Raw genomic sequence first — 21,342 nt, 5'->3', positions numbered from 1 at the left:
AGTCAGAGGCTTGGACGCTTCCTCGGCACCGGGACATTGGAAGCCGGCTTGGCGCCAACGGTGGCCACCGGACCTTCGCCGTCGCCGACGCCGACCGGCCTGGGTTTGGGGACCGGGATCCGGCCGGATGCCAGTGACGCCGGGATCTTTCCGCTCAAACGCACGCGGACCGCACGCGCCTGCCGGCCGAGCGGCGAGATATAGGCCGACTGTATGGTCATGCCCTCGACGCCACGTCCATCATTTCTGGCCCTGCGGGCTTCCTGGGAACAGACGAGCGGCCGCATGTTGACCGTTTGCAGCCGGTTCTGGCCATAGGGCCGCATGGTGTAGAGCGATGGCTTTGCAAGGCCGGGCGTGGTCAGTCCCTTGTGCAGCAGCCGCGCCGATTCGACCGCGCGTTCCTCCTGGTCTTTGGCGCCGAGGACGACCGCCACCACGCTCCGGCCCCTGCGCGTCGCCGAGGAAACCTGGTTGAACCCGGAGGCGCAGATAAAGCCGGTCTTCATGCCGTTGGCGCCGGTAAAGCGCCCGATCAGGATATTGTAGTTTGTGTAGGTCCTCTTGCCGGTTGTGATGGCCTCGAGCGAGAAATAGTGGCTGAATTGCGGGAATTCCCGCTTCAGCGCGACACCGAGGATAGCCATGTCGCGGGCGGTGGTGCGCTGCCCCTTGCCCGGCAGGCCGTTCGCGTTGATGAAGCGCGTGTCGGACATCCCGAGGCGGGCGGCCTCCTCGTTCATCATGGCGACGAAGAAATCATGGCTTCCGGCGATCGTCTCGGCGATCGCCACGGACACATCATTGGCCGACTTGACCATGATGATCTTGAGCGCGTGGTCGAGTGTCAGCTGCGACCCCGGCTTGAAATACATCTTGCTCGGCGGCGCCTTGGCGGCGTTGTTGCTGATTGTAACCGGCGAATTCACGGTGATCGCGCCCGACTTGACCTGCCGGAAGACCACATAGGCTGTCATCAGCTTGGTCAGCGAGGCCGGATACCAGCGCTGGAAGGCGTCCTTGTGCTCGAGTACCTTTCCGGTTTCGACATCGACGACCATGGTCGGGCCGGCTTTTGAATGGGTCGTGGACAGAACCACGCAGAGGAGAATTGCAAATATCGTCGCAGGCACACTCGTCACACGGCGCATGGCAGAATTCGAGCTCCAGAGGAGAAACGGGACACAAATTGTATGTACCCGAAAGCTGCCTTATATGCCATACATCTGACAAGTCCATCAGTAAGAATGAGGGTATACTTAATGCCGATACTGAACCGCGCTGCCGAACTGCAGGCTGAAGTCGCCGAATGGCGCCGACATCTCCACTCCCGGCCGGAACTGCTTTTCGACGTCCACGAGACGGCGGCCTTCGTCGAGGAAAAGCTTAAAACCTTCGGTTGCGACGAGGTGGTGACCGGCATCGGGCGCACGGGTGTGGTCGCGCTCATCAAGGGCCGCGACCGCGGATCCGGAAGGGTCATCGGACTGCGCGCCGACATGGACGCCCTGCCGATCAAGGAGACCACGGGCAAGCCCTGGTCGTCGACGGTCGACGGCAAGATGCACGCCTGCGGCCATGACGGTCACACCGCCATGCTTCTGGGCGCCGCCAAGTATCTGTCCGAAACCCGCAATTTCGACGGCACGGTCGCGGTTATCTTCCAGCCGGCCGAAGAGGGCGGCGGCGGCGGCGACGAGATGGTCAAGGACGGCATGATGGAACGCTTCGAGATCGACGAGGTGTTCGGCATGCACAACATGCCCGGCCTGCCGGCCGGCGAGTTCGCGACCCGGACCGGCGCGATCATGGCGGCAACGGACGAGTTCACCATCACCGTGCGCGGACGCGGCGGCCACGCCGCAATGCCTTACCAGACCGTCGACCCGATCACCATCGCAGCCCAGGTGGTCTCCGGCCTGCAGCTCATCGCGTCGCGCAATGCCAATCCGCTGGAATCGATTGTCGTCTCGGTCACCAAGTTCAACGCCGGCAGCGCCTATAACGTCATCCCGGAGGAAGCCGAGCTCGCCGGCACGGTCCGCACGCTGAATGCCGACCTGCGGGCGATGGCCGAACAGAGGATCGATCAGATCGTCCACAACATCGCCGACGCCCACAATGCCGAGGCGACGGTGAAGTACAAGCGCGGCTATCCCGTCACCTACAACCATGCCGATCAGACGGATTTTTCGGTCGGGGTGGCCGGCGAGATCGCCGGATCGGAAAAGGTCAATGCGACGGCAACGCCGACCATGGGCGGCGAGGATTTCTCCTTCATGCTGGAGGCAAGGCCGGGATCGTTCATTTTCATCGGCAATGGCGATACCGCCGCGCTTCATCATCCGGACTTCGACTTCAACGACGAGATCATCCCCTACGGGATCTCCTACTGGGTGAAGCTGGCCGAAACGGCACTCACGAAAAACTGATCATATCGGGCCGGGCCGGCCGTTCCCCCGGCCCGCAAAGGCCGGCGGTCGGCCTCACAGGCCGATCGACACGTCGCGCCCCGCGGACTTGATCGACACGGAGAACCCGGCGATCAGGTCGATGAAGGCGATCACGGTCAGGATGAAGAAGACATTGTTCGCCGCTTCCCGGACCAGCAGGAACTCGACCACAAACGCCACGAAGACGACTGCCGACAACACGTGGTTGGCGACGGACCATCCGCCGCTTCGCGTCGCCTTGAGGATTTCCACAAAAAGCAGAACCAACGCGACGACGATGATCAGGTCCGAATTCTGCATGACCCAGCGCGTGCCCGAGATCATGTTGACGCTCAGCACCTGCGCGGAAAGCCAGGCCGTGCCGGCCGCGTCGAACGGTCCGAAAACCATCGCGTTGTAGATGATCAGCGGAATGATCATCAAGGGTATCGCCGCTATCATGGATTCGCCCCGCCCCCGGTTCGAAAGATCTGCAAGGATCTGTGGTCAATCAGCTCTATCACAGATCTTAAACCCGCGTGCAGCTGTCGTGAACGAATAGGTAAAACATGGTTACCGGCAAAATCATGGCGGCGGCCGGCGGCAAAAAAACAGGGCCGGCTTGCAAGCCGGCCCCATGCATTCGATCTAGTCGCCGAATTCAGGCGTTGTCTTTGTTGGTCAGCACCTGGCGACCGCGGTACATGCCGGTCTTGAGATCGATGTGGTGCGGACGGCGCAGTTCGCCGGAATTCTTGTCCTCGACATAGGTGGGTGCCTTGAGCGCATCGGTTGCGCGGCGCATGCCGCGCTTCGAGCGGGTCACCTTACTCTTGGGTACAGCCATTTTTCTTCTCCACTCGCGGGCAATACGCGCCCATCGGCCGGAACGGGGCCGAAACGGACACGTGTCAATCTCGGAAATTGCGCGGGCTTATACATGGCTATCGGTCGTTTGACCAGCACCCGGGCACATTTTTTTGGCCGAATCCGCCCGTTTTCAGACCTCGTCCTCTTCGACGATCCAGCTTTCGGCCCTGCCGGCCGCTTCCCATTCCTTCCACGCCGGCAGCGACTTGATGTGGTCCATATAGGAAAGCGCCGCCGGATCCTCGCTCAGGCGATAGATGTCGAAACGGTTCACGACCGGCGCGAACATGGCATCGGCCGCCGTGAGCTGGCCGAACAGGAACGGTCCCCCGTGGCGCTCGAGGCATTCGCGCCAGATGTCCTCGATCCGCCGCACATCCCGCTTCGCCGCCTCGGAAACATCGAGCGGCGCCGGTTCGCGCCGCATGTTCATCGGGCACTCGGATTGCAGCGCGGAAAATCCGCTCAGCATCTCGCAGCTGATGGCCCGCGCATGGGCGCGGTTGTCGTGCTCGTGGGGCCACACATGCTTGGTGTAGAACAGGTCGTTGAGATACTCCATGATGGCCAGCGATTCCCACACCCGCAGGTGACCGTGTTCCAGCACCGGCACCTTGTTGGTCGGCGAGAATTCCGCAAACGCGGGATTTCCCGCTGCCATGTCGAACGGGACCAGCTTTTCGGTGAACTCGATCTCCAGCGCCCGCAGCGCGAACCAGGGGCGGAACGACCAGGACGAATAGTTCTTGTTGCCGATGTAAAGGACCAGTTCGCTCATCGCCGTTTCTCCTTCGTGGTGGGGTTCGCCGTGCCGTTGGCCTTACGCCGAATTTAGCGGCCGGCGCCGCCGAATTCCAACCAATAGGATCGATTCAATCATAAAGGCATTTGATATATGCGCCCGACTGCTGCGATCGTCGCTCGACAAGGGCCGCCAGGCGCACCATGCCGCGCGACGGCTTGCGCGGGTGACGCAGATACGGGTTGGGGAGCGTGACCGCCAGGTAGGCGGCCTGCCTGCGGGTCAGCCGCGCGGCGGAGACGTTGTAGTAATATTGCGCCGCCGCCTCGATCCCATAGACGCCGGGCGCCCATTCGGCGACGTTGAGATAGATCTCCATCAGGCGGCGCTTTGACCAGATGGCGTCGGCCGCAATCGCCAGCGGCACCTCCAGCACCTTGCGCACATAGGACCGGCTGGACCACAGGAAGAGGTTCTTGACCGTCTGCATGGGGATTGTGCTGGCGCCGCGCGGCCGCTCACCTTCGAGCGCCTCATCGATCACCAGGTTGATCGCACTCCAGTCGACACCGTGGTGAAAACAGAATTTCCCGTCCTCCGACATGAGCACCGACTGCACGAGCGCCGGCGCAATCGCGTCAAATTCGACCCATTGCCGCTGGTAGCCGCGCAACAGAACAAGATCGCGCAGCATGACCGTCGAGACCGGATGCACGAAGGGGGGCTTGTACAAGAGCATCAGAGCCAGGGGCGCCAGCACAATCACCAGCAGCGCACGGATGGCCAGACGCCTCCAATACGGGGAGCGGGCACCCTTTCTGCGTTTACGTTTTTTCTTAGCCAAGAAACCCCCGCTGCGTGTTCGCCCAAATCTCAATAAAGCAGGCTTGCCGCGATTTGAACCGCTAGAGCGAGTTGTAATCAGATTGAAGCATTTGATGGCGGAAAATCGGTCCACTCGGCTAGGCGCGTCGCGCAGCGCGATGTGGGGCATCGGGCAAGCGGCGCAACAACGCCGATGGATCGATTTTCCCCACCCTTGAAAAGAAAGAGATTTTTGAACCGAAGGGTGAACGGGCCGGGCGATTTTGGGCCCCTGGCGTCGTTGGCTCGCGCTTGTGGTGGGTGGGCACCACGGCGCGCAATCCGCCTAGCCAGAAACCAAAATCGCCGCGGTCAAATAATTCAATCTGATCACAACTCGCTCTAGTTTCACAGGGGCGTATCGGTTGCCGTCTTGTCCGCATCGTGCGATGACGGCGCCATGACGGTCGAAACATCGGAATTCACACAGCGGCTTGCGGAACGCGCCGCCGAGGTCGAGGCGGCGCTCGAGACGATCCTCGACCGGCGCCCCCTGGACGGCGAGATTGCGCGGCCGGCCCATCTGCTGGCCGCCATGCGCCACGGCGTGCTCAACGGCGGCAAGCGCCTGCGTCCGTTCCTGGTGCTGGAGACGGCGGCGCTGACCGGTGCCGACACCGGCGCGGCCCTGCGGGTCGCCGCGGCCCTGGAATGCGTGCACTGCTACTCGCTCATCCACGACGACCTTCCGGCGATGGACAATGACGACCTGCGCCGCGGCATGCCGACCGTCCATGTCGCCTTCGACGACGCCACCGCGATCCTGGCCGGCGACACGCTTTTGACCCTGGCGTTCGAAATCATCGCCGCGCCGCAGACGCGGACCGATGACGGCCGCAAGGCCGCGCTGGTGTTTTCGCTGGCCCGCGCCGCGGGCATCGGCGGCATGGCCGGCGGCCAGGCGCTCGATCTTGCCGCCGAGAGAACACCGCCCGACGAGGCCGGCATCATCACCCTGCAGGCCATGAAGACCGGTGCGCTGATCCGATTCGCGTGCGAGGCCGGGGCGATCCTCGGCAGCGCCTCCGGCAAGGAGCGCGAGAGCCTTGTCCGGTTTGGCGAGGCGATCGGGCTGGCCTTCCAGCTGGCCGACGATCTGCTCGATGTCACGTCGGACAGCGCGCATATGGGAAAGGCGACCGGCAAGGACGCCGAGCAGGGCAAGGCAACGCTGGTGGGCCTGCACGGGCAGCAATGGGCAAGGCGGCAGCTCGCCGGCCTTGTCGACGAGGCGACGGGGCTGCTCGAGGGTTTCGGCGACCGTGGGAAGACATTGTGTGCCGCCGCGCGCTTCATTGCCGAGCGCGACCGCTGATCGGCCGGAAACCGGCTTAACGCCCGGTAAATTTTTAGGCTTAAGGGCACGTTAACGGTTCCCTGAAAAAATGCCCGCGCAATCATGACGATATGCCTGCATCCACCTGCGCGCATTACGGGTTTCGTCGCCGCCGCGCATAGCCTGCCGATGCTAAGGATGCGGATATATGCCGGATATTACCGTACGGCGGCTGCATACTTAATCGATTGACGGGTACGTGCATGGGCGAGTTGGGTGACAATCCGAAAGGGCGGAAGGGGATATCGATATTCCTGCGCGTCTGCTATGTCACGACCATCCTGCTCATCGGCGGCATCTGCATACTCTTCTACAGCGAGCAACAGGCGCAGAACCGGGCCATCAGCCACTACGGGTTGATGGTCAAGTGCATCGGTGAACTTGACGACGCGCTGGCGCAACTGGCCGGACGGGCCGCGCAGGTCGAGATGCTGCCGGACGACGCCGGTGTCGAATCGGTCAAAAAGGGCCTGATCTACCGGCAAAACGCCGTGAAGACGGAGTTCGAGCGTTTCCGCGAACTCTGGCTGTCGCCCGAGACGCCCGAAGCGCTGCGCCAGAGCGTTTACGCCGCCGACCGCTACATGCGTGCGGACGACCCGTTCAAGCAGTACCGGCAGATCACGGACACGGCGGATGTCGAAAGCGCCGAAACGGTCGACGATCTGCGCTGGGCCGGCAAGGTCCTTTTTTCGATCTATGACAGCTTCCTCAACCAGACCGGCGCGAAAATCACGCAGACCATCCTTGAATCGCTCAAGGAGACGACCATCACGCAGGGCCGTCGCGTGCAGACCTTTTTGCTGACCACGATCGCCGTTCTGCTGGCGCTTGGCCTTTTCGTGTTCGTTCCGTTCGATCTGCTTTTGTGGCGCACCATCGGCCGGCTTGACCTTGCCATTGCCCAGGCCCGGCAGCAGACCCGCAAGGCGAAGGCGGCGGAAAAAACCAAGTCTGAATTTCTTGCCAACATGAGCCACGAAATCCGCACGCCCATGAACGGCGTGCTGGGCATGGCGGAACTGCTGGCGCGCACGGATCTTTCCAACAAGCAGCGCACCTTCACCGACATCATCGTCAAGTCCGGCCAGGCGCTGCTCACCATCATCAACGACATTCTGGACTTCTCCAAGATCGACGCCCGGCAGATGCAGCTCAGTCCGGCACCCTTCAGCCTGCGCGAGGCGATCGAGGACATCGCCACCCTGCTGGCGGGCAGCGTCGCGGAAAAGGACCTCGAGATGGTGATGCGGTACGACCCGGACCTGCCCGACGCCTTTGTCGGCGATGTCGGGCGCATTCGCCAGGTCCTCACCAACATCATCGGCAACGCGGTCAAATTCACCGATCGCGGCCAGATCATGGTGAACATCCAGGGCACGGCCTCGGACAACACCGCCGACATCCGCATAACGGTTCAGGACACCGGGCCGGGCATCCCGGCCGACAAGCTCGGAATCATCTTCGACAAGTTCAGCCAAGTGGACGCGTCCTCGACGCGCAAGTTCGAGGGAACCGGCCTCGGGCTCGCCATCGCAGCCGGCCTCGTCGAACTGATGGGCGGGCGCATCGGCGTTGAAAGCACCGTCGGCAAAGGCTCCAAGTTCTGGCTGGAGCTGAAGCTGCCGGTCAGCCGCACCGTCGAGCACGCGATACCGGAGGCTCCGATCGACATCAACGGCGCGCGGATCATTCTCATCGATGCCAACAAGATGAGCCAGGACGTCGCCCGCGAGCAACTGCGCAGCTGGTCGTTCGACTGCGCGGCTGTCGAATCGATACCTCTCGCCATCGGACTTGCCTGCAAATCCGCGGAACTCGGCCTGCCTGCGGATCTCATCATACTGGACACACCGATGCCGGAGGACGCGGCAAGGCAGCTGCGCTCGGCGCTGGCCTCAACGCCGTTGACCGCCGGCATCCCGATCCTTCTCATGACATCGGTTGATCACGTCGGCACCAACGATTTGTGCGAACGTCTCGACATCACCGGAAACCTGACCAAACCCGTGCGGGCCTCTTTGCTGCTCGAGACGATCACGGCAATATTGACGAAAAACGCGGGCGGACCGTGCCAATCATCGGGCAATGGCGCAACGGCCGGCGGCGAGACCAACGCAACCCGTCAACCGGCTCCGCCGGCGGCTGAATTCGCAGCAGCCGAGCCGGTCGCATCGCCGGACGGACGGCAGTCCATCGACATCCTCGTTGCCGAGGACAACGAGGTCAATCAGATGGTGTTCGATCACATGCTGGGGGAAACCGGCTATTCCTTCCGCATCGCAAATGACGGGCAGGAAGCCGTCGAGCTGTGGAGCAAGCTCGCGCCGCGCCTGATCCTGATGGATGTTTCCATGCCGCGCATGAACGGCTACCAGGCAACCGCCCATATCCGCAAGCACGAAGCCAGGATGGATACGCACACGCCCATCATCGGCGTGACCGCCCACGCGCTCAAGGACGACCGGTCCCGCTGCCTCGAGGCCGGCATGGACGATTACATGCCGAAGCCGATTTCACCGGAGAAGCTGGCCCAGAAGATCGAGGCATGGCTCGCTGAAGCCGGCGATCGGCAGGACACGCGCGATACGGCCTGAATGCCGCAGCGTCACGCCGCGTCCGGGTCCTCGGCCTGCGTGCCCCCGAAGCGGTTGCGGATATAGTCGCCCACCATAGCCTCGAATTCCCCGGCGATATTGTCGCCGCGCAGGGTGCGGACCTTCTTGCCGTCGACGAAGACCGGCGCCGCCGGGCTTTCGCCCGTGCCGGGCAGCGAGATGCCGATATCGGCATGCTTGGACTCGCCCGGACCGTTGACGATGCAGCCCATGACCGCGACATTGAGGGTTTCGACACCCGGATATTTGTCCCGCCACACGGGCATGTTGCGGCGCAGATCGTCCTCGATCCGGCGCGCCAGTTCCTGGAACACGGTGGATGTGGTGCGTCCGCAACCCGGACAGGCTGCGACCACCGGCACGAACTGGCGGAACCCCATGACCTGCAGCAGTTCCTGCGCCACCTGCACCTCACGCGTGCGGTCGCCGCCGGGTTCCGGCGTCAGCGAAATGCGGATCGTATCGCCGATCCCCTGCTGCATGACGATTGAGAGCGCCGCCGCCGATGCGACGATGCCCTTGCTGCCCATGCCGGCCTCCGTCAGCCCCAGATGCAGCGCATGATCTGACCGGCGCGCCAGTTCCGTGTAGACGGCGATCAGGTCCTGCACCTGGCTGACCTTGGCCGACAGGATGATGCGGTCGCGGGCAAGCCCGATCTCCTCGGCGAGTTCAGCCGACAAAAGGGCCGACTGCACAATGGCTTCGCGCGTCACTTCCTGGGCGCTCATCGGCCCGCCTTTTTCATGGTTTTCGTCCATCAGCCGGGTCAGCAGCATCTGGTCGAGCGAACCCCAGTTTACGCCGATGCGCACTGGTTTGTCGTAGCGGATCGCGGTCTCGACGATCTGCGCGAACTGCTTGTCCTTCTTGTCCTTGAAGCCGACATTGCCGGGATTGATGCGGTATTTCGCCAGCGCCTCGGCGCAGGCCGGATGATCGGCAAGTAGCTTGTGGCCGATATAGTGGAAATCGCCGACGATCGGCACATCGAGGCCGAGCCTTTCCAGCCTTTCGCGGATTTTCGGCACGGCCGCGGCGCTCTCGTCCCGGTCGACGGTGATGCGCACGATCTCCGAGCCGGCATTGTGGAGCGCGGCGACCTGCGCGACGGTGGCGTCGACATCGGCCGTATCCGTGTTGGTCATCGATTGAACGACGATCGCATGATCGCCCCCGACCTTGACGCCGCCGACATCGACGGCAACGGAACGGCGCCTGTCGAATACCTCTGAATAATAGCTGCTCATCGGAACCCCTGGCCGCAGTGCTTTGTGGCGCCAAAAATCCTTGTCTGGGTGTGAGGTGGTACAACCAGCCCACAATGTCAACATGATGACGGTCGGCGGAATCGTCGACAAATGCGGTGGGTCAGAAGGAACCCGCCGTGCAGGCGGGTTCTTTGTCAGCTTATGTTGTCGACAGGGCGGCCAACGCGCCGTCCCGGCGGTCCGCGGTATCCACCCCGAGTTCCGAAAGCGCAGCCGCCACCGCAACACCCGCTTCCGTGTGCGGCACACGCGCGATCAGTGCCTTGAGCTTGCTGCCATCGAGGCTGTGCGGGGTGCGCCAGAGATAGGACATCTCGCAAACCTCGCGCAGCATCGGAGAAAACACGCCGGCGGCACGCAGAAGTGGCCAGGGCATGCCGGCCCTTTTCAATGGTCGACCGGCAGCATGCTCGCACAGGGTTTTCAGTTGCGACCCGGTTAAAGTGTGGCCGGTGAAATGGAAGGTCTGGAATGGCTGCAGCGCGTCACAATGGTCGGCAAGTCTCACAAATGTTCCCGCCAGATCCGGGAGGTAGGCCCAGCCGTGCGGCAGGTCCATCGGCCCGGGATAGGTGAATATCCCCCTGCCGATCTTCTCTGCGATGGCGAGATCGAACCAAGTGCCCCTTATCGAACCGCCGAAGAAATCACCGGCACGCAAGATGGCCGTCCGCACATTGCCAAGACCGGCTTCGCGTTCGAAATGCTGCTCCAGCGCGATACGGATCCGGCCCTTGCGCGTCTCGGCCCGCTGCGGGTGTCCCACGTGCGTGTTTTCGCCGATGTCCCGCCCGAAATTATAGACGTTCCCCGGGAACAGATGGAACGCGCCGTGGCTCCGGGCCGCTGCCATGACATTCTCCCCCATTGGCAGGACATATTTGCCCCAGTCCGTGTAAGCCGGATTGAGGCCGTTGAACAATATGTCCGCACCCGACGTTGCGCTGATCAGCGCCTGCCGGTCCATGGCATCCGCCGCCCTCTGTTCAATCTCGGCTGGAAGCCCCTTGGCCTTGCCGGAGCGGGTTACCGCCACGACACGATAACCGGCCGCGTGAAATGCCCTGGCAACCGGGTTGGACAGGCGCCCGTTGGCGCCGAGGACTGCGATCGTCTGCATTGCGTCATCTCCTTTGGATGGAACTATACGATGCATCGACAATATGAATTCAAGATTGTATTTTATATAGACTAAACTGCATAACATCTATTCAACAATGTATCGTTGCCATGGACTGGAACCTAATCCGCAGTTTTCTGGCCGTCGCCGAACAGGGGACCCTGGCCGGCGCCGCCGATCATCTCGGTGTCAGCCAGCCGACGCTCGGGCGCCACATCGATGCGCTTGAATCGGCGCTGGGACTGACCCTGTTCACCCGCGGCCGGCACGGCATGTCGCTGACGGAGGCGGGCCTGTCCATCGTCGAGGACGCCAAGGCGATGGCCGCCGAGGCCGACCGGCTTACGCTGAAGGCCGCCGGCCGGGCGCTAACGGTCAGCGGCACCGTCCGCATCACCGCCAGCGAGGTGGTCTCCGCCTACGTCCTGCCGCCCATTCTGGCTGCCCTCAGCGTCGCCGAACCGGACATTCAGATCGAACTCGTGCCGAGCAACACGGTGGAGAACCTCCTGAGCCGCGACGCCGACATCGCCGTGCGCATGGTCCGTCCGGTCCAGAACGACGTCATTGCCCGCAAGACAAATGATTTCGGGATGGGAACCTATGCTCACGAGGATTATCTCGCCCGCCACGGCACGCCGGCCACGGTTGAGGAATTCTTCGAACACCGGCTCGTCGGCATGGACCGCTCCGGCCTCATCATCGACGGAATGGCGAATCTCGGCATCCGCGCACAGCGCGATTTTTTCGCGGTCCGCACCGATCACCAGATCGCCTATTTCGAGCTCGTCAAGGCCGGTTCTGGAATCGGTTTCGTCGCCCATTTCCTTGCCGCCGGACACCCGGGCTTGCGCCGCATACTGCCGGACGTTGCCATTCCCGCCCTGCCGATCTGGCTTGCTTCGCACCGGGAGTTGCGCACCAGCCAGCGCATCCGGCGCGTCATGGATTTCCTCTATGAACGCATCGGCGCACTGCCGCTCAACGACGCGTGAAGAACAGAGCATTGGTGTTGCAATATTTGCATTGGCGGGCGACACTGCGGCCGATTTGCACAGGGCGCCGGCGAGCGGAAGGGAGGCGATTCGATGCATCTGATTGACTTCCCGATCACCGGCTACGACTACCTGACCTTCCTGTTCCTGGTCGTCCTCATCGTTGTATTCTTCTATGTCCTTATTCAGCTCGGCAGTTTGCCGGGAAAGATCGCGGAGCGGCGCAACCACCCGCACGCCGAGGCCGTCAAGATTGTTGGCTGGATCGGCCTGTTCACGATCTTCCCGTGGATTCACGCGATCATCTGGGCGCTGCATGAAGCGACGCTCGTCGACGTGCGTTCCATGCCCGACACAAACGCCGATCTCGAAGGCCAGCGCGCCACCGTCTACGGCGTGCCGCTGCCGGGCGGGCCGGTAAAGAAGGTTGACGTTGCCGAGGTGCAGCCTGCCCGGCAGGCCGAAAGTGATGCCGCTCAGCCGGGATCGGCGGATGCAGCAGAAAAAGACGATCCGGAAAAACCGGCATAGCGGGGTGGGTGGATGTTAATAGCCGTCGGCATCGTCGTTACCTACATCGTCTTCGTGTGGCTGGTCTTTTTCCGTTTCCGGCTTCTCAAGTTCAACATCGTGTGGGGCATCGTCGGCTTCTGGGTCGGCGTCCATATGCTGCTGATCTTCCTGATCGCGCTGCGCTTCTTCCAGCCGTTCTCCATGGACGGGCATGTCATCCGCCCGACGATCCAGCTCGTACCGCGCCTGCCGCAGCCCACCATCCTCAAGGAGGTGCTGGTGACGGCCAACCAGCAGGTCAAGGCCGGCGACGTGATGTACCAGTTCGACAAGACGATCTACGAGGCCAATCTGGCGACCAACCAGGCCAACCTCGTGCAGGCGCAGCAGAACGCCAAGATGTTGGATGTCGACGTCGAACAGGCCAAGGATGCCCTTTTGGAGGCGCAGGCGAACCGCACCTTCGCGCAGGAAGACGTCAATCGCTACACGGACCTCGTACCCAAGGGCGGCGCCCGTCAGGAGACGCTGGACAAGTGGACGCAGCAGCTTGCCGCCGCCGACGCGCAGGTCTCCGAGGCGCAGGCCAATATCACCAAGGCCGAGCTTGCCCGCGACGCCAAGATCGACGGCATCAACGCGCAGGTCTACGGCGCGCAGGCCGAGGTTGCAAAATCCCAGTATTATCTGGACCAGACCACCATCCGGGCGCCGGAGGACGGCGTCATCATAACCCAGCAGGCGCGGCCCGGCCTTGTCGTCGGCAATCGCCGCATCGCATCCCTCGCCGTGCTCGTGGCCGACGCCGACCCCTATTTGCTGGCGACCTTCTATCAGGAGCATCTCAAATTCGTCGAACCCGGCCAGGAGGTGGAGATCGCGCTCGACATCTTCCCGGGACAGATATTCAAGGGCAGCGTAGAGGCGGTCTGGTGGGGCACGGGACAGGGCCAGATCAAGCCGAGCGGCAACGTGCCGACATTCCGCTTCCCCAAAGTTCAGGGCCGCATTGCCGTGCAGATCAAGGTGGACGATCCGGCGCTGAAGCGGTTTCCTGCCGGCGTGCACGGCGCTGTCGCCATCTACACCGGCCTCGGCAAGGGATTCGAGCCGCTGCGGCGCATCAACATCCGGCTCTACTCCTGGGCCAATCTCCTGTTCCCACTGAATCTGTGACCGAGGCGGGCAAGATGAGCGGACTGACCCGATACGCAAGGCATCTCAGCAGACTTCCCACCCTTGCGGCGACCGCCCTTGTCCTTGCCGGCTGCATGGTCGGGCCGGATTTCGAGCGTCCGGAAGCGCCCTATCTCGGAAGCTGGAGCAAGGGCGCCGGCCTTCCCGTCGACGCCAAGACCGGTTTCACGACCCGCAGCGCCGCCGTCAACAACTGGTGGACGCTGTTCAAGGACCCGACCCTGACGGCGCTGATCAACGAGGCGTACCGGCAGAACGTCCTGCTCGAGGCCGCCGGCGCCCGAGTCTATCAGGCGCGCGCCCAACTCGGCGTCGCCGAGGGCGAGCTGTTTCCGCAGCAGCAGCAGGCCAAGGCCGGCGTCGAGAAGGTTCAGCTCAGCGAGAACGAGCCGCTGGTGCGCGATGTCCGCCAGTTCATCCCCCTGGATCCGAATTTCACCCGCTACAGCACCGGCTTCGATGCCGGCTGGGAGATCGATCTGTGGGGCAAGATCCGCCGCGATATCCAGTCGGCCCGGGCCAACCTGCTCTACCAGATCGCCAGCTATGACGATGCGCTGGTCACTTTGACCGGCGACATCGCCGCCACCTATGTGACGATCCGCGAACTGCAGGGCCTGATCGCCATCACCCGCCGGAACCTGGCCCTGCAGAAAAAGAGCCTCGACATCGCCAAGGTCAAGCTCGAGGGCGGCACAACCACGCGCCTCGACGTCGACGAGGCCACCGCGGCCTATAACAGCACGCTCGCCACCCTGCCCGGCTACCAGGCCGATCTGGCGCAGACGATGAACGCCCTGAGCGTGCTCCTGAGCGAGCCGCCGGGCGATGTGGCGCCGCGGCTGAAGAAATACGCCCGCCTGCCGCGCGTGCCGGCGACGGTGGCCGTTGGCGTGCCCGCCGACATGCTGCGCCGCCGCCCCGACATCCGTGCCGCCGAGTATCTTGCCGCCGCACAGTCGGCGCAGATCGGCGTCGCCAAGGCGGACCTTTATCCCGCCTTTACGATATCCGGCGCCATCGGCCTCAAGGCCAGCGACTTCAAGGGCCTGTTCAACACGCGCAGTTTCGAGGGTTTCATCAACCCGTCCTTTTCCTGGAACGTGCTCAACTACGGGCGCATTCAGAACAATGTGCGGGTTCAGGATGCCGAGTTCCAGGAAACGATCGAGCAGTACAAGAACACCGTGCTCAACGCCTATTCCGAGGTCGAGACCGCGCTCGTCGCCTTTGTCCGCTCGAAACAGCAGGTGGTTTATCTGTCCCGCGCCGTCGCCGCATCGAAGCGCGCCGAGGGGGAGGTACTGGTCCAGTACCAGGACGGCACCGCCAGCTACGACCGGGTGATCGACGCGCAACGGGCGCTGCTGGATTCGGAGGCCCGCCTGCTCGTCGCCCGCGCCGATGTGCTGACCAACCTGATTTCCGTCTACAAGGGGCTCGCCGGCGGCTGGGTGCCGCCCAACGTCAAGGGATTCATCAACGCCCAGACACGCGAGCAGATGGAAGACCGCACCAATTGGGGCCAGCTGCTCGAGAAGCCGATCGAGCCGGATCCCATCCAGACGCAGTAGCTTTGACTATGAACGAGCCCCGCGGGCGCATGGCAGCACCCGCACCATGAGAGCATTCGTTGTCATAAATCCGCTCGCCGGAAGCGGCCGAACCGGCCGCCGCTGGCCGGGCATTGCCAACGCCCTGTCAGACAGGATCGGATCGTTCGAGCACGCTTTCACAAGCGGCCCGGGCGATGCCACGAAGCGTGTGCGACAGGCCGTCGAGGCGGGCGCGGAACTTGTGATCGCCGTCGGCGGGGACGGAACGATCAGCGAGGCGGTGAACGGATTTGCGGGTGACGACGGAAGCATCCGGCGCGGATGCGCCTTCGCCGTCATCAGTGCTGGCACCGGTGCGGATTTTGCCCGCAGCCTGGGTCCCTCGGCAGACCCCCTCAGGGACATCGCATCGGGAAAGCAGCGCCGGATCGATCTCGGCCGCGTTAGCTATACGGATGACAACGGGAATCCCGCATCCCGCCTGTTCATAAACATTGCCGGCATGGGCCTTTCCGGCGAGGTCGACCGCGCGGTCAATGGCGAGCGCATGACGGGTCTCCTGCCGGGAAAGGCCGCCTATTACATCGCCACGCTCGGGGCGCTGCTGCGCCACCGCAGCCGCACCGTGCGCCTGACCATTGACGACCGCGAGGAACTGACCGTCGATCTCACCATGGCAGCGATCGCCAACGGCCGGTACTTCGGCGGCGGCATGCATGTCGCGCCGAATGCGCGGCTTGACAGCGGCGAGTTCGAAATCGTCATTCTTCGGGGCGGATCGAAGCTGACACTGGCAAAGGATCTGCGCCAGGTCTATCGCGGCGCCCATATGAATCACCGGATGATCGTCGCACGCACGGGACGCCGCATCGTTGCGGAAACCGTGGGGCAGCCGGGGTCCGGGGTGCCGCTCGATATCGACGGCGAATCGCCGGGCTGCCTGAAGGCAACGTTCGAGATCCTTCCCGGCGCGCTGCTGCTGGGCCAGTAGCGGCAATCACCCTCCGGTGAATGGCGTCTCGGCCGCTTCGCTGAGATCGGCGTGGCGCGCCACCGACGACAGCCCGAATACGACGACGAACAGCGCGGCGAGCCCCATGAAGGCTGCCGAAAAGCCCTGGAACTCGGCGACGAAGCCGATCAGCGCCGGCGCCATCAGGATGCCCGAATAGCCCATCGACGTGGCGATGCTGATGCCGACGCCGGGCGGCAGGCCCGGCAGGTTGCCCGCCGCCGACAGCGCCACGGGCACCAGGTTGGCGATGCCGATGCCGGACAGCGCGAACCCGGCGATCGCCATCGCCGGGCCGGTCGCCGTCGCGGCGAGGAGCAGCCCGGCGGCGGCTACAACCGCCGAATAGCGCATGGTGGTCACGGCGCCGAACCGTTGCCGCACCGCATCGCCGGCAAAGCGCATGATGGCCATGGTGGCCGCGACGGCGCCGAAGGCGAGCCCGGAATAGGTGACATCGGCGCCGAGATCCTGGCGCAGGTAAAGCGCGCCCCAGTCGAGGATCGCGCCCTCCGGCACCATGGAAAACAGCGCGACGAGCCCGACGACGTAGGGCATCGGCGCGAGCGTCAGCCGGAATTTCGGCTTGGCGTCTTCAGCCAGGGGCAGGTCCGGCGCCAGCCGCGAAACGAAGGACAGGGCGACGATGGCGGCAAGAACGCAGACCAGCGCCACCTGGACGCTGCTCCCGAAACGGTCGATCAGCACGCCGCCCGACGCCGCGCCAATGAGTCCGCCGAGGCTCCAGAAACCGTGGCAGGAGGACATGATCGCCTTCTTCAGCCGCCGCTCGACGACCACAGCGTTGGCGTTCATAGCGATGTCCATGGAGCCGATGATGCCGCCGAAGACGAAGAGCACGCCGACCAGCACCGGCACGGACGGCGCCAGCGCGACGGGCAGAAGCGCAAACGCGCATAAAAGGCACGTCACGCGCAGCACTGGCAGCGCGCCGATGCGGGCGATCAGCGCCCCGGAGATGGGCATGATGAGGATCGAGCCGAAGCCCAGCGTCAGGATCAACAGCCCCAGCGCCGATTCCGACAGCCCGTGCCGTTCGGCGAGCTCGGGGACCAGCGGCGCCCAGCTGCCGACGACAAAGCCGTTCATCAGGAACATCGCGGATACCGCTGCGCGCATGCCCGTAGCCCCCAGAGCAGTCAATGACCGGATTGCTCGATGCCCGCCGACCGGCGGATATGGTTGAATTACGCGTAGACGACCAGGAGGTCTTTCGCGTCGATCTGATCGCCGGCTTTTACCAGCACCTCGGCGATCACGCCATCCCTTTCGGCATGAATTGCCGTTTCCATCTTCATGGCCTCGATGGACAGCAGCACGTCGCCGGCCTGGACCTCCTGGCCGGCGGCGACCGCGACCGTGGAGACGACACCCGGCATCGGTGCCCCGACCTCGGCATCGTTGCCGGCATCGGCCTTGCGCCGCTGCGCCGCCGCCGATGCGCCGTGCGCGCGGTCCGGAACCTTGATGCGGCGCGGCTGGCCGTTGAGCTCGAAGAACACGGTGACCATGCCCTTCTCATTGGGTTCGCCCACCGCCAGGTTACGGATCACCAGCGTCTTGCCCTTCTCCAGGTCGACGAACAGCTCGTTGCCCGCCGGCAGGCCGTAGAAATAGGCGGGCGTCGGCAGGGCCGACACGGGACCGTAGGTCTTGCGCGCCAGCGCATAGTCCGTGAAGACCTTCGGGTACATCAGGTACGAAGCCAGCTCAAAGTCGTCGACCGACCGGTCTATTTGCTTCTCGATCTCGGTTTTTTCGGCGTCCAGGTCCGCATCCTCCAGAAGCGAGCCGGGGCGGTCGGTAAAGGCCTTATCGCCCTTCAGGACCTTCTTCTGCAGCGCCTGCGGCCAGCCGCCCGGCGACTGGCCGAGATCGCCGCGCATCATCGAGACGACCGAATCGGGAAAGGACACATCGCGGTCGGGATCCTCGACGTCGGCAACCGACAGGTCCTGCGAGACCATCATCAGCGCCATATCGCCGACCACCTTCGACGATGGCGTCACCTTGACGATGTCGCCGAACATCTGGTTGGCGTCGGCGTAGGCTTGCGCCACCTCGTGCCAGCGGGTCTCAAGCCCCAGCGACCGTGCCTGTTCCTTGAGATTGGTGAACTGGCCGCCCGGCATTTCGTGCAAGTAGACCTCCGAGGCCGGTCCCTTGAGGTCGCTCTCGAAAGCCACGTACTGGGCGCGCACGGCTTCCCAGTAGAAGGAAATGCGGCGGATCCACTCGGGATCGAGACCCGGGTCCCGCTCGCCGCCGCGCAGTGCCTCCACGATCGAGCCGAGGCAGGGCTGCGAAGTGTTGCCGGAAAGCGCGTCCATTGCCGCGTCAACGGCATCGACGCCGGCGTCCACGGCCGCCAGAACGGTGGCGGCGGCGATGCCCGAGGTGTCATGCGTGTGGAAATGGATGGGAAGGTCGGTCGCCTCGCGCATCGCCTTGAACAGCTCCGTCGCCGCCGCCGGTTTCAGAAGCCCCGCCATGTCCTTGAGCGCGATGATGTGGGCGCCGGCATCGGTCAGCTCGCGGGTCAGGTCCGTATAGTATTTGAGATCGTATTTCGGCCGCGCCGAGTTCAAAATGTCGCCCGTGTAGCAGATCGTCGCCTCGCAGAGCCTGTTCTCCTCGCACACGGCATCCATTGCGACGCGCATGTTCTCCACCCAGTTGAGGCAGTCGAAGACGCGAAAGAGGTCAATGCCGCCGCGTGCCGCCTGGTGCACGAAATGCCTGACCACATTGTCGGGATAGTTCTTGTAGCCGACGCCGTTGGCGCCGCGCAGCAGCATCTGCAACAGGATGTTGGGGGCGCCTTCGCGGATCTGCGCCAGCCGCTCCCACGGGTCCTCCGTCAAAAAGCGCATGGCGACGTCGAAGGTCGCGCCGCCCCAGCATTCCAGCGACAGCAGTTCCGGCAGCGCCCGCGCATAGGTGCCGGCGATACCGGCGATGTCGTGCGTGCGCATGCGCGTCGCCAGCAGCGACTGATGCCCGTCGCGCATGGTCGTGTCGGTCATCAGCACGCGTTTTTCGGCGCGCATCCACGCCGCGAACTTCTCCGGCCCCAGCGCGTCGAGCTTCTGCTTGCTGCCGTCGGGGGCGTCGCCGCCGACAAACGGCACGATCGGCGCGCTGACCTCCTCGTCCGGTCTGATCCGGCCGCGCGTTTCGGGATGCCCGTTGACCGTGACGTCGGCGAGATAGGTCAAAAGCCGCGTCGCGCGGTCCTTGCGCCGGACCTGCTCGAACAGTTCCGGCGTATTGTCGATGAATTTCGTCGTATAGCTGTTGTCGCGGAAATTCGGGTGGCCGATGATTGCTTCAAGGAAGGTCAGATTGGTGGCGACGCCGCGGATGCGGAACTCGCGCAGCGCCCGGTCCATCCGGTTGATGGCCTCTTCGGGCGTCGGCGCCCAGGCCGTCACCTTCTCGAGCAGCGGATCGTAGTAACGGGTGATCACCGCGCCGGAATAGGCGGTTCCGCCGTCCAGCCGGATGCCGAAGCCGGTGGCGCCGCGGTAAGCGGTGATGCGCCCGTAATCGGGAATGAAGTTCTGCTCCGGATCCTCCGTCGTGATGCGGCACTGCAAGGCGTGGCCGTTGAGGCGGATGTCCTTCTGCGCCGGTACGCCCGACCCGGCGGTTCCGATGGCGTGCCCCTCGAGAATGTGGATCTGCGCCTTGACGATATCGATACCGGTCACTTCCTCGGTCACCGTGTGCTCGACCTGGATGCGCGGATTGACCTCGATGAAATAGAAGGCGCCGCTGTCGGCATCCATCAGGAACTCGACGGTGCCGGCGCCGATATAGTCGGTCGCTTCGCCGATCTTGATGGCGTAGGAGGCAAGCTCGGCCCGCCGCGCGTCGTCGAGATAGGGCGCCGGCGCCCGCTCGACGACCTTCTGGTTGCGCCGCTGGATGGAGCAGTCGCGCTCGAAGAGGTGCACGACATTGCCGTGCTTGTCGCCGAGCATCTGGACCTCCACGTGACGGGCCCGCTCGACCAGCTTTTCAAGGTAGACCTCGTCCTTGCCGAAGGCGGCGCGGGCCTCACGCTTGGCTTCCGTCACCTCGCGTTCCAGATCGTCCTCGGAGCGGATGACGCGCATGCCGCGCCCGCCGCCGCCCCAGGACGCTTTCAGCATCACCGGATAGCCGATCTCCCGCGCCATTTTGGCGGTCTCTTCCATGTCGTCCGGCAGCGGCTCGGTGGCCGGCACGACCGGCACGCCGACCTCCACCGCAAGATTGCGCGCCGCCACCTTGTTGCCGAGCCGGCGCATGGTCTCCGGCTTCGGGCCGATGAAAACAATGCCGCTGTCAGCACAGGCTTCCGCGAATTCGGGGCTCTCCGACAACAGCCCGTATCCCGGGTGGATGGCGTCGGCGCCGGAAAGCTTGGCGACCCGGATCATCTCGTCGATCGACAGATAGCTCTCGATCGGACCGAGATCCTGCGCCAGATGCGGGCCGCGGCCGACCTGGTAGGATTCGTCCGCCTTGAACCGGTGCAGCGCCAGCTTGTCCTCTTCCGCCCACACGGCGACCGTCTTCAGGCCGAGCTCGTTGGCGGCGCGGAAAACGCGGATGGCAATTTCGGAACGGTTTGCGACCAGGATCTTGGAAATCGGCAAGGCGAGAGTCTCCGTCATTGTGCGGCGCGGTATAATTCGGCCGCAGTCGCACTCTCTTAGAGCATGTGACGGCTAATTTGAAGCGTTTGATGGCCGGGGCTGTGAGCCGGAGCCGGAGCCGGAGCCTGTGTGCATTGCACCATACCGCG

General features: G+C 63.8%; 17 protein-coding genes. 8 read left to right on the top strand and 9 right to left on the bottom strand.

Annotated features, from left to right (window positions below; all coding sequences use genetic code 11):
• Positions 1 to 2 precede the first annotated feature (2 nt).
• Positions 3 to 1,100: a D-alanyl-D-alanine carboxypeptidase family protein gene (locus E4M07_RS10615; RefSeq protein WP_246660408.1), complete on the bottom strand. Its 1,098-nt coding sequence runs from the start codon at positions 1,098 to 1,100 to the stop codon at positions 3 to 5.
• Between the two features lie 162 nt (positions 1,101 to 1,262).
• Between E4M07_RS10615 and E4M07_RS10610 the strand changes: the two genes are divergently transcribed.
• A complete protein-coding gene (locus tag E4M07_RS10610; RefSeq protein ID WP_136658268.1) occupies positions 1,263 to 2,432 on the top strand; it encodes a M20 aminoacylase family protein in 1,170 nt (389 codons plus the stop codon).
• A 54-nt stretch (positions 2,433 to 2,486) separates the two neighbouring features.
• On the opposite strand, the gene E4M07_RS10605 is transcribed toward E4M07_RS10610, so the two are convergent.
• The 4 genes from E4M07_RS10605 to mtgA form a co-directional block, all read right to left on the bottom strand.
• Entirely contained in the window at positions 2,487 to 2,894 is a 408-nt protein-coding gene (locus tag E4M07_RS10605) for a hypothetical protein (protein ID WP_136658267.1), read from the bottom strand.
• A 199-nt stretch (positions 2,895 to 3,093) separates the two neighbouring features.
• Positions 3,094 to 3,279, bottom strand: a complete 186-nt coding sequence (gene rpmF, locus E4M07_RS10600) for a 50S ribosomal protein L32 (protein ID WP_136658266.1) — start codon at positions 3,277 to 3,279, stop codon at positions 3,094 to 3,096.
• 153 nt (positions 3,280 to 3,432) lie between these two features.
• Positions 3,433 to 4,080, bottom strand: a complete 648-nt coding sequence (locus tag E4M07_RS10595) for a glutathione S-transferase family protein (RefSeq protein ID WP_136658265.1) — start codon at positions 4,078 to 4,080, stop codon at positions 3,433 to 3,435.
• Positions 4,081 to 4,174: 94 nt separating this feature from the next.
• Entirely contained in the window at positions 4,175 to 4,888 is a 714-nt protein-coding gene (gene mtgA / locus E4M07_RS10590) for a monofunctional biosynthetic peptidoglycan transglycosylase (RefSeq protein WP_246660407.1), read from the bottom strand.
• Positions 4,889 to 5,308: 420 nt separating this feature from the next.
• Here mtgA and E4M07_RS10585 point away from each other — a divergent pair, with 420 nt between their 5' ends.
• Both E4M07_RS10585 and E4M07_RS10580 read left to right on the top strand, forming a co-directional pair.
• On the top strand, positions 5,309 to 6,223 hold the full coding sequence (locus tag E4M07_RS10585; RefSeq protein ID WP_136658263.1) for a polyprenyl synthetase family protein: 915 nt from the start codon (positions 5,309 to 5,311) through the stop codon (positions 6,221 to 6,223).
• A 224-nt stretch (positions 6,224 to 6,447) separates the two neighbouring features.
• On the top strand, positions 6,448 to 8,841 hold the full coding sequence (locus E4M07_RS10580) for a response regulator (RefSeq protein ID WP_136658262.1): 2,394 nt from the start codon (positions 6,448 to 6,450) through the stop codon (positions 8,839 to 8,841).
• Between the two features lie 11 nt (positions 8,842 to 8,852).
• On the opposite strand, the gene ispG is transcribed toward E4M07_RS10580, so the two are convergent.
• Both ispG and E4M07_RS10570 read right to left on the bottom strand, forming a co-directional pair.
• Positions 8,853 to 10,112: a flavodoxin-dependent (E)-4-hydroxy-3-methylbut-2-enyl-diphosphate synthase gene (gene ispG / locus E4M07_RS10575; RefSeq protein WP_136658261.1), complete on the bottom strand. Its 1,260-nt coding sequence runs from the start codon at positions 10,110 to 10,112 to the stop codon at positions 8,853 to 8,855.
• A gap of 160 nt (positions 10,113 to 10,272) precedes the next feature.
• Positions 10,273 to 11,253, bottom strand: a complete 981-nt coding sequence (locus E4M07_RS10570; protein WP_136658260.1) for an NmrA family NAD(P)-binding protein — start codon at positions 11,251 to 11,253, stop codon at positions 10,273 to 10,275.
• 110 nt (positions 11,254 to 11,363) lie between these two features.
• On the opposite strand from E4M07_RS10570, the gene E4M07_RS10565 reads away from it, so the two are divergent.
• From E4M07_RS10565 to E4M07_RS10545, 5 genes are all read left to right on the top strand, one after another.
• Positions 11,364 to 12,248 carry a LysR family transcriptional regulator gene (locus E4M07_RS10565; protein ID WP_348640517.1) on the top strand — a complete coding sequence of 295 codons (885 nt, stop codon included), beginning with the start codon at positions 11,364 to 11,366 and terminating at the stop codon, positions 12,246 to 12,248.
• A 93-nt stretch (positions 12,249 to 12,341) separates the two neighbouring features.
• Positions 12,342 to 12,779, top strand: coding sequence for a DUF3302 domain-containing protein (locus E4M07_RS10560; protein ID WP_246660406.1), 438 nt, complete (start codon positions 12,342 to 12,344; stop codon positions 12,777 to 12,779).
• A 12-nt stretch (positions 12,780 to 12,791) separates the two neighbouring features.
• Positions 12,792 to 13,937 carry an HlyD family secretion protein gene (locus E4M07_RS10555; RefSeq protein ID WP_136658258.1) on the top strand — a complete coding sequence of 382 codons (1,146 nt, stop codon included), beginning with the start codon at positions 12,792 to 12,794 and terminating at the stop codon, positions 13,935 to 13,937.
• A 14-nt stretch (positions 13,938 to 13,951) separates the two neighbouring features.
• Complete coding sequence (locus tag E4M07_RS10550) at positions 13,952 to 15,532, top strand: efflux transporter outer membrane subunit (RefSeq protein ID WP_136658257.1); 1,581 nt, start codon at positions 13,952 to 13,954, stop codon at positions 15,530 to 15,532.
• A 46-nt stretch (positions 15,533 to 15,578) separates the two neighbouring features.
• The gene (locus tag E4M07_RS10545) at positions 15,579 to 16,505 is read left to right on the top strand and encodes a diacylglycerol kinase family protein (RefSeq protein WP_136658256.1); all 927 of its coding nucleotides are present in this window, start codon (positions 15,579 to 15,581) and stop codon (positions 16,503 to 16,505) included.
• A gap of 6 nt (positions 16,506 to 16,511) precedes the next feature.
• Here the strand turns inward: E4M07_RS10545 and E4M07_RS10540 are convergent, their stop codons facing one another.
• Together E4M07_RS10540 and pyc are read right to left on the bottom strand one after the other, a co-directional pair.
• Positions 16,512 to 17,666 carry an MFS transporter gene (locus tag E4M07_RS10540; RefSeq protein WP_136658255.1) on the bottom strand — a complete coding sequence of 385 codons (1,155 nt, stop codon included), beginning with the start codon at positions 17,664 to 17,666 and terminating at the stop codon, positions 16,512 to 16,514.
• A gap of 68 nt (positions 17,667 to 17,734) precedes the next feature.
• Complete coding sequence (pyc, locus tag E4M07_RS10535) at positions 17,735 to 21,193, bottom strand: pyruvate carboxylase (RefSeq protein WP_136658499.1); 3,459 nt, start codon at positions 21,191 to 21,193, stop codon at positions 17,735 to 17,737.
• Positions 21,194 to 21,342: the final 149 nt, after the last annotated feature.

Origin of the sequence: Nitratireductor sp. XY-223, from assembly GCF_004959855.1 — a bacterium.
In the GTDB taxonomy this organism is placed as follows: domain Bacteria; phylum Pseudomonadota; class Alphaproteobacteria; order Rhizobiales; family Rhizobiaceae; genus Hoeflea_A.
Note: the sequence above shows the minus strand (reverse complement) of the source record. Positions and strands in the feature narration are given on the sequence as shown.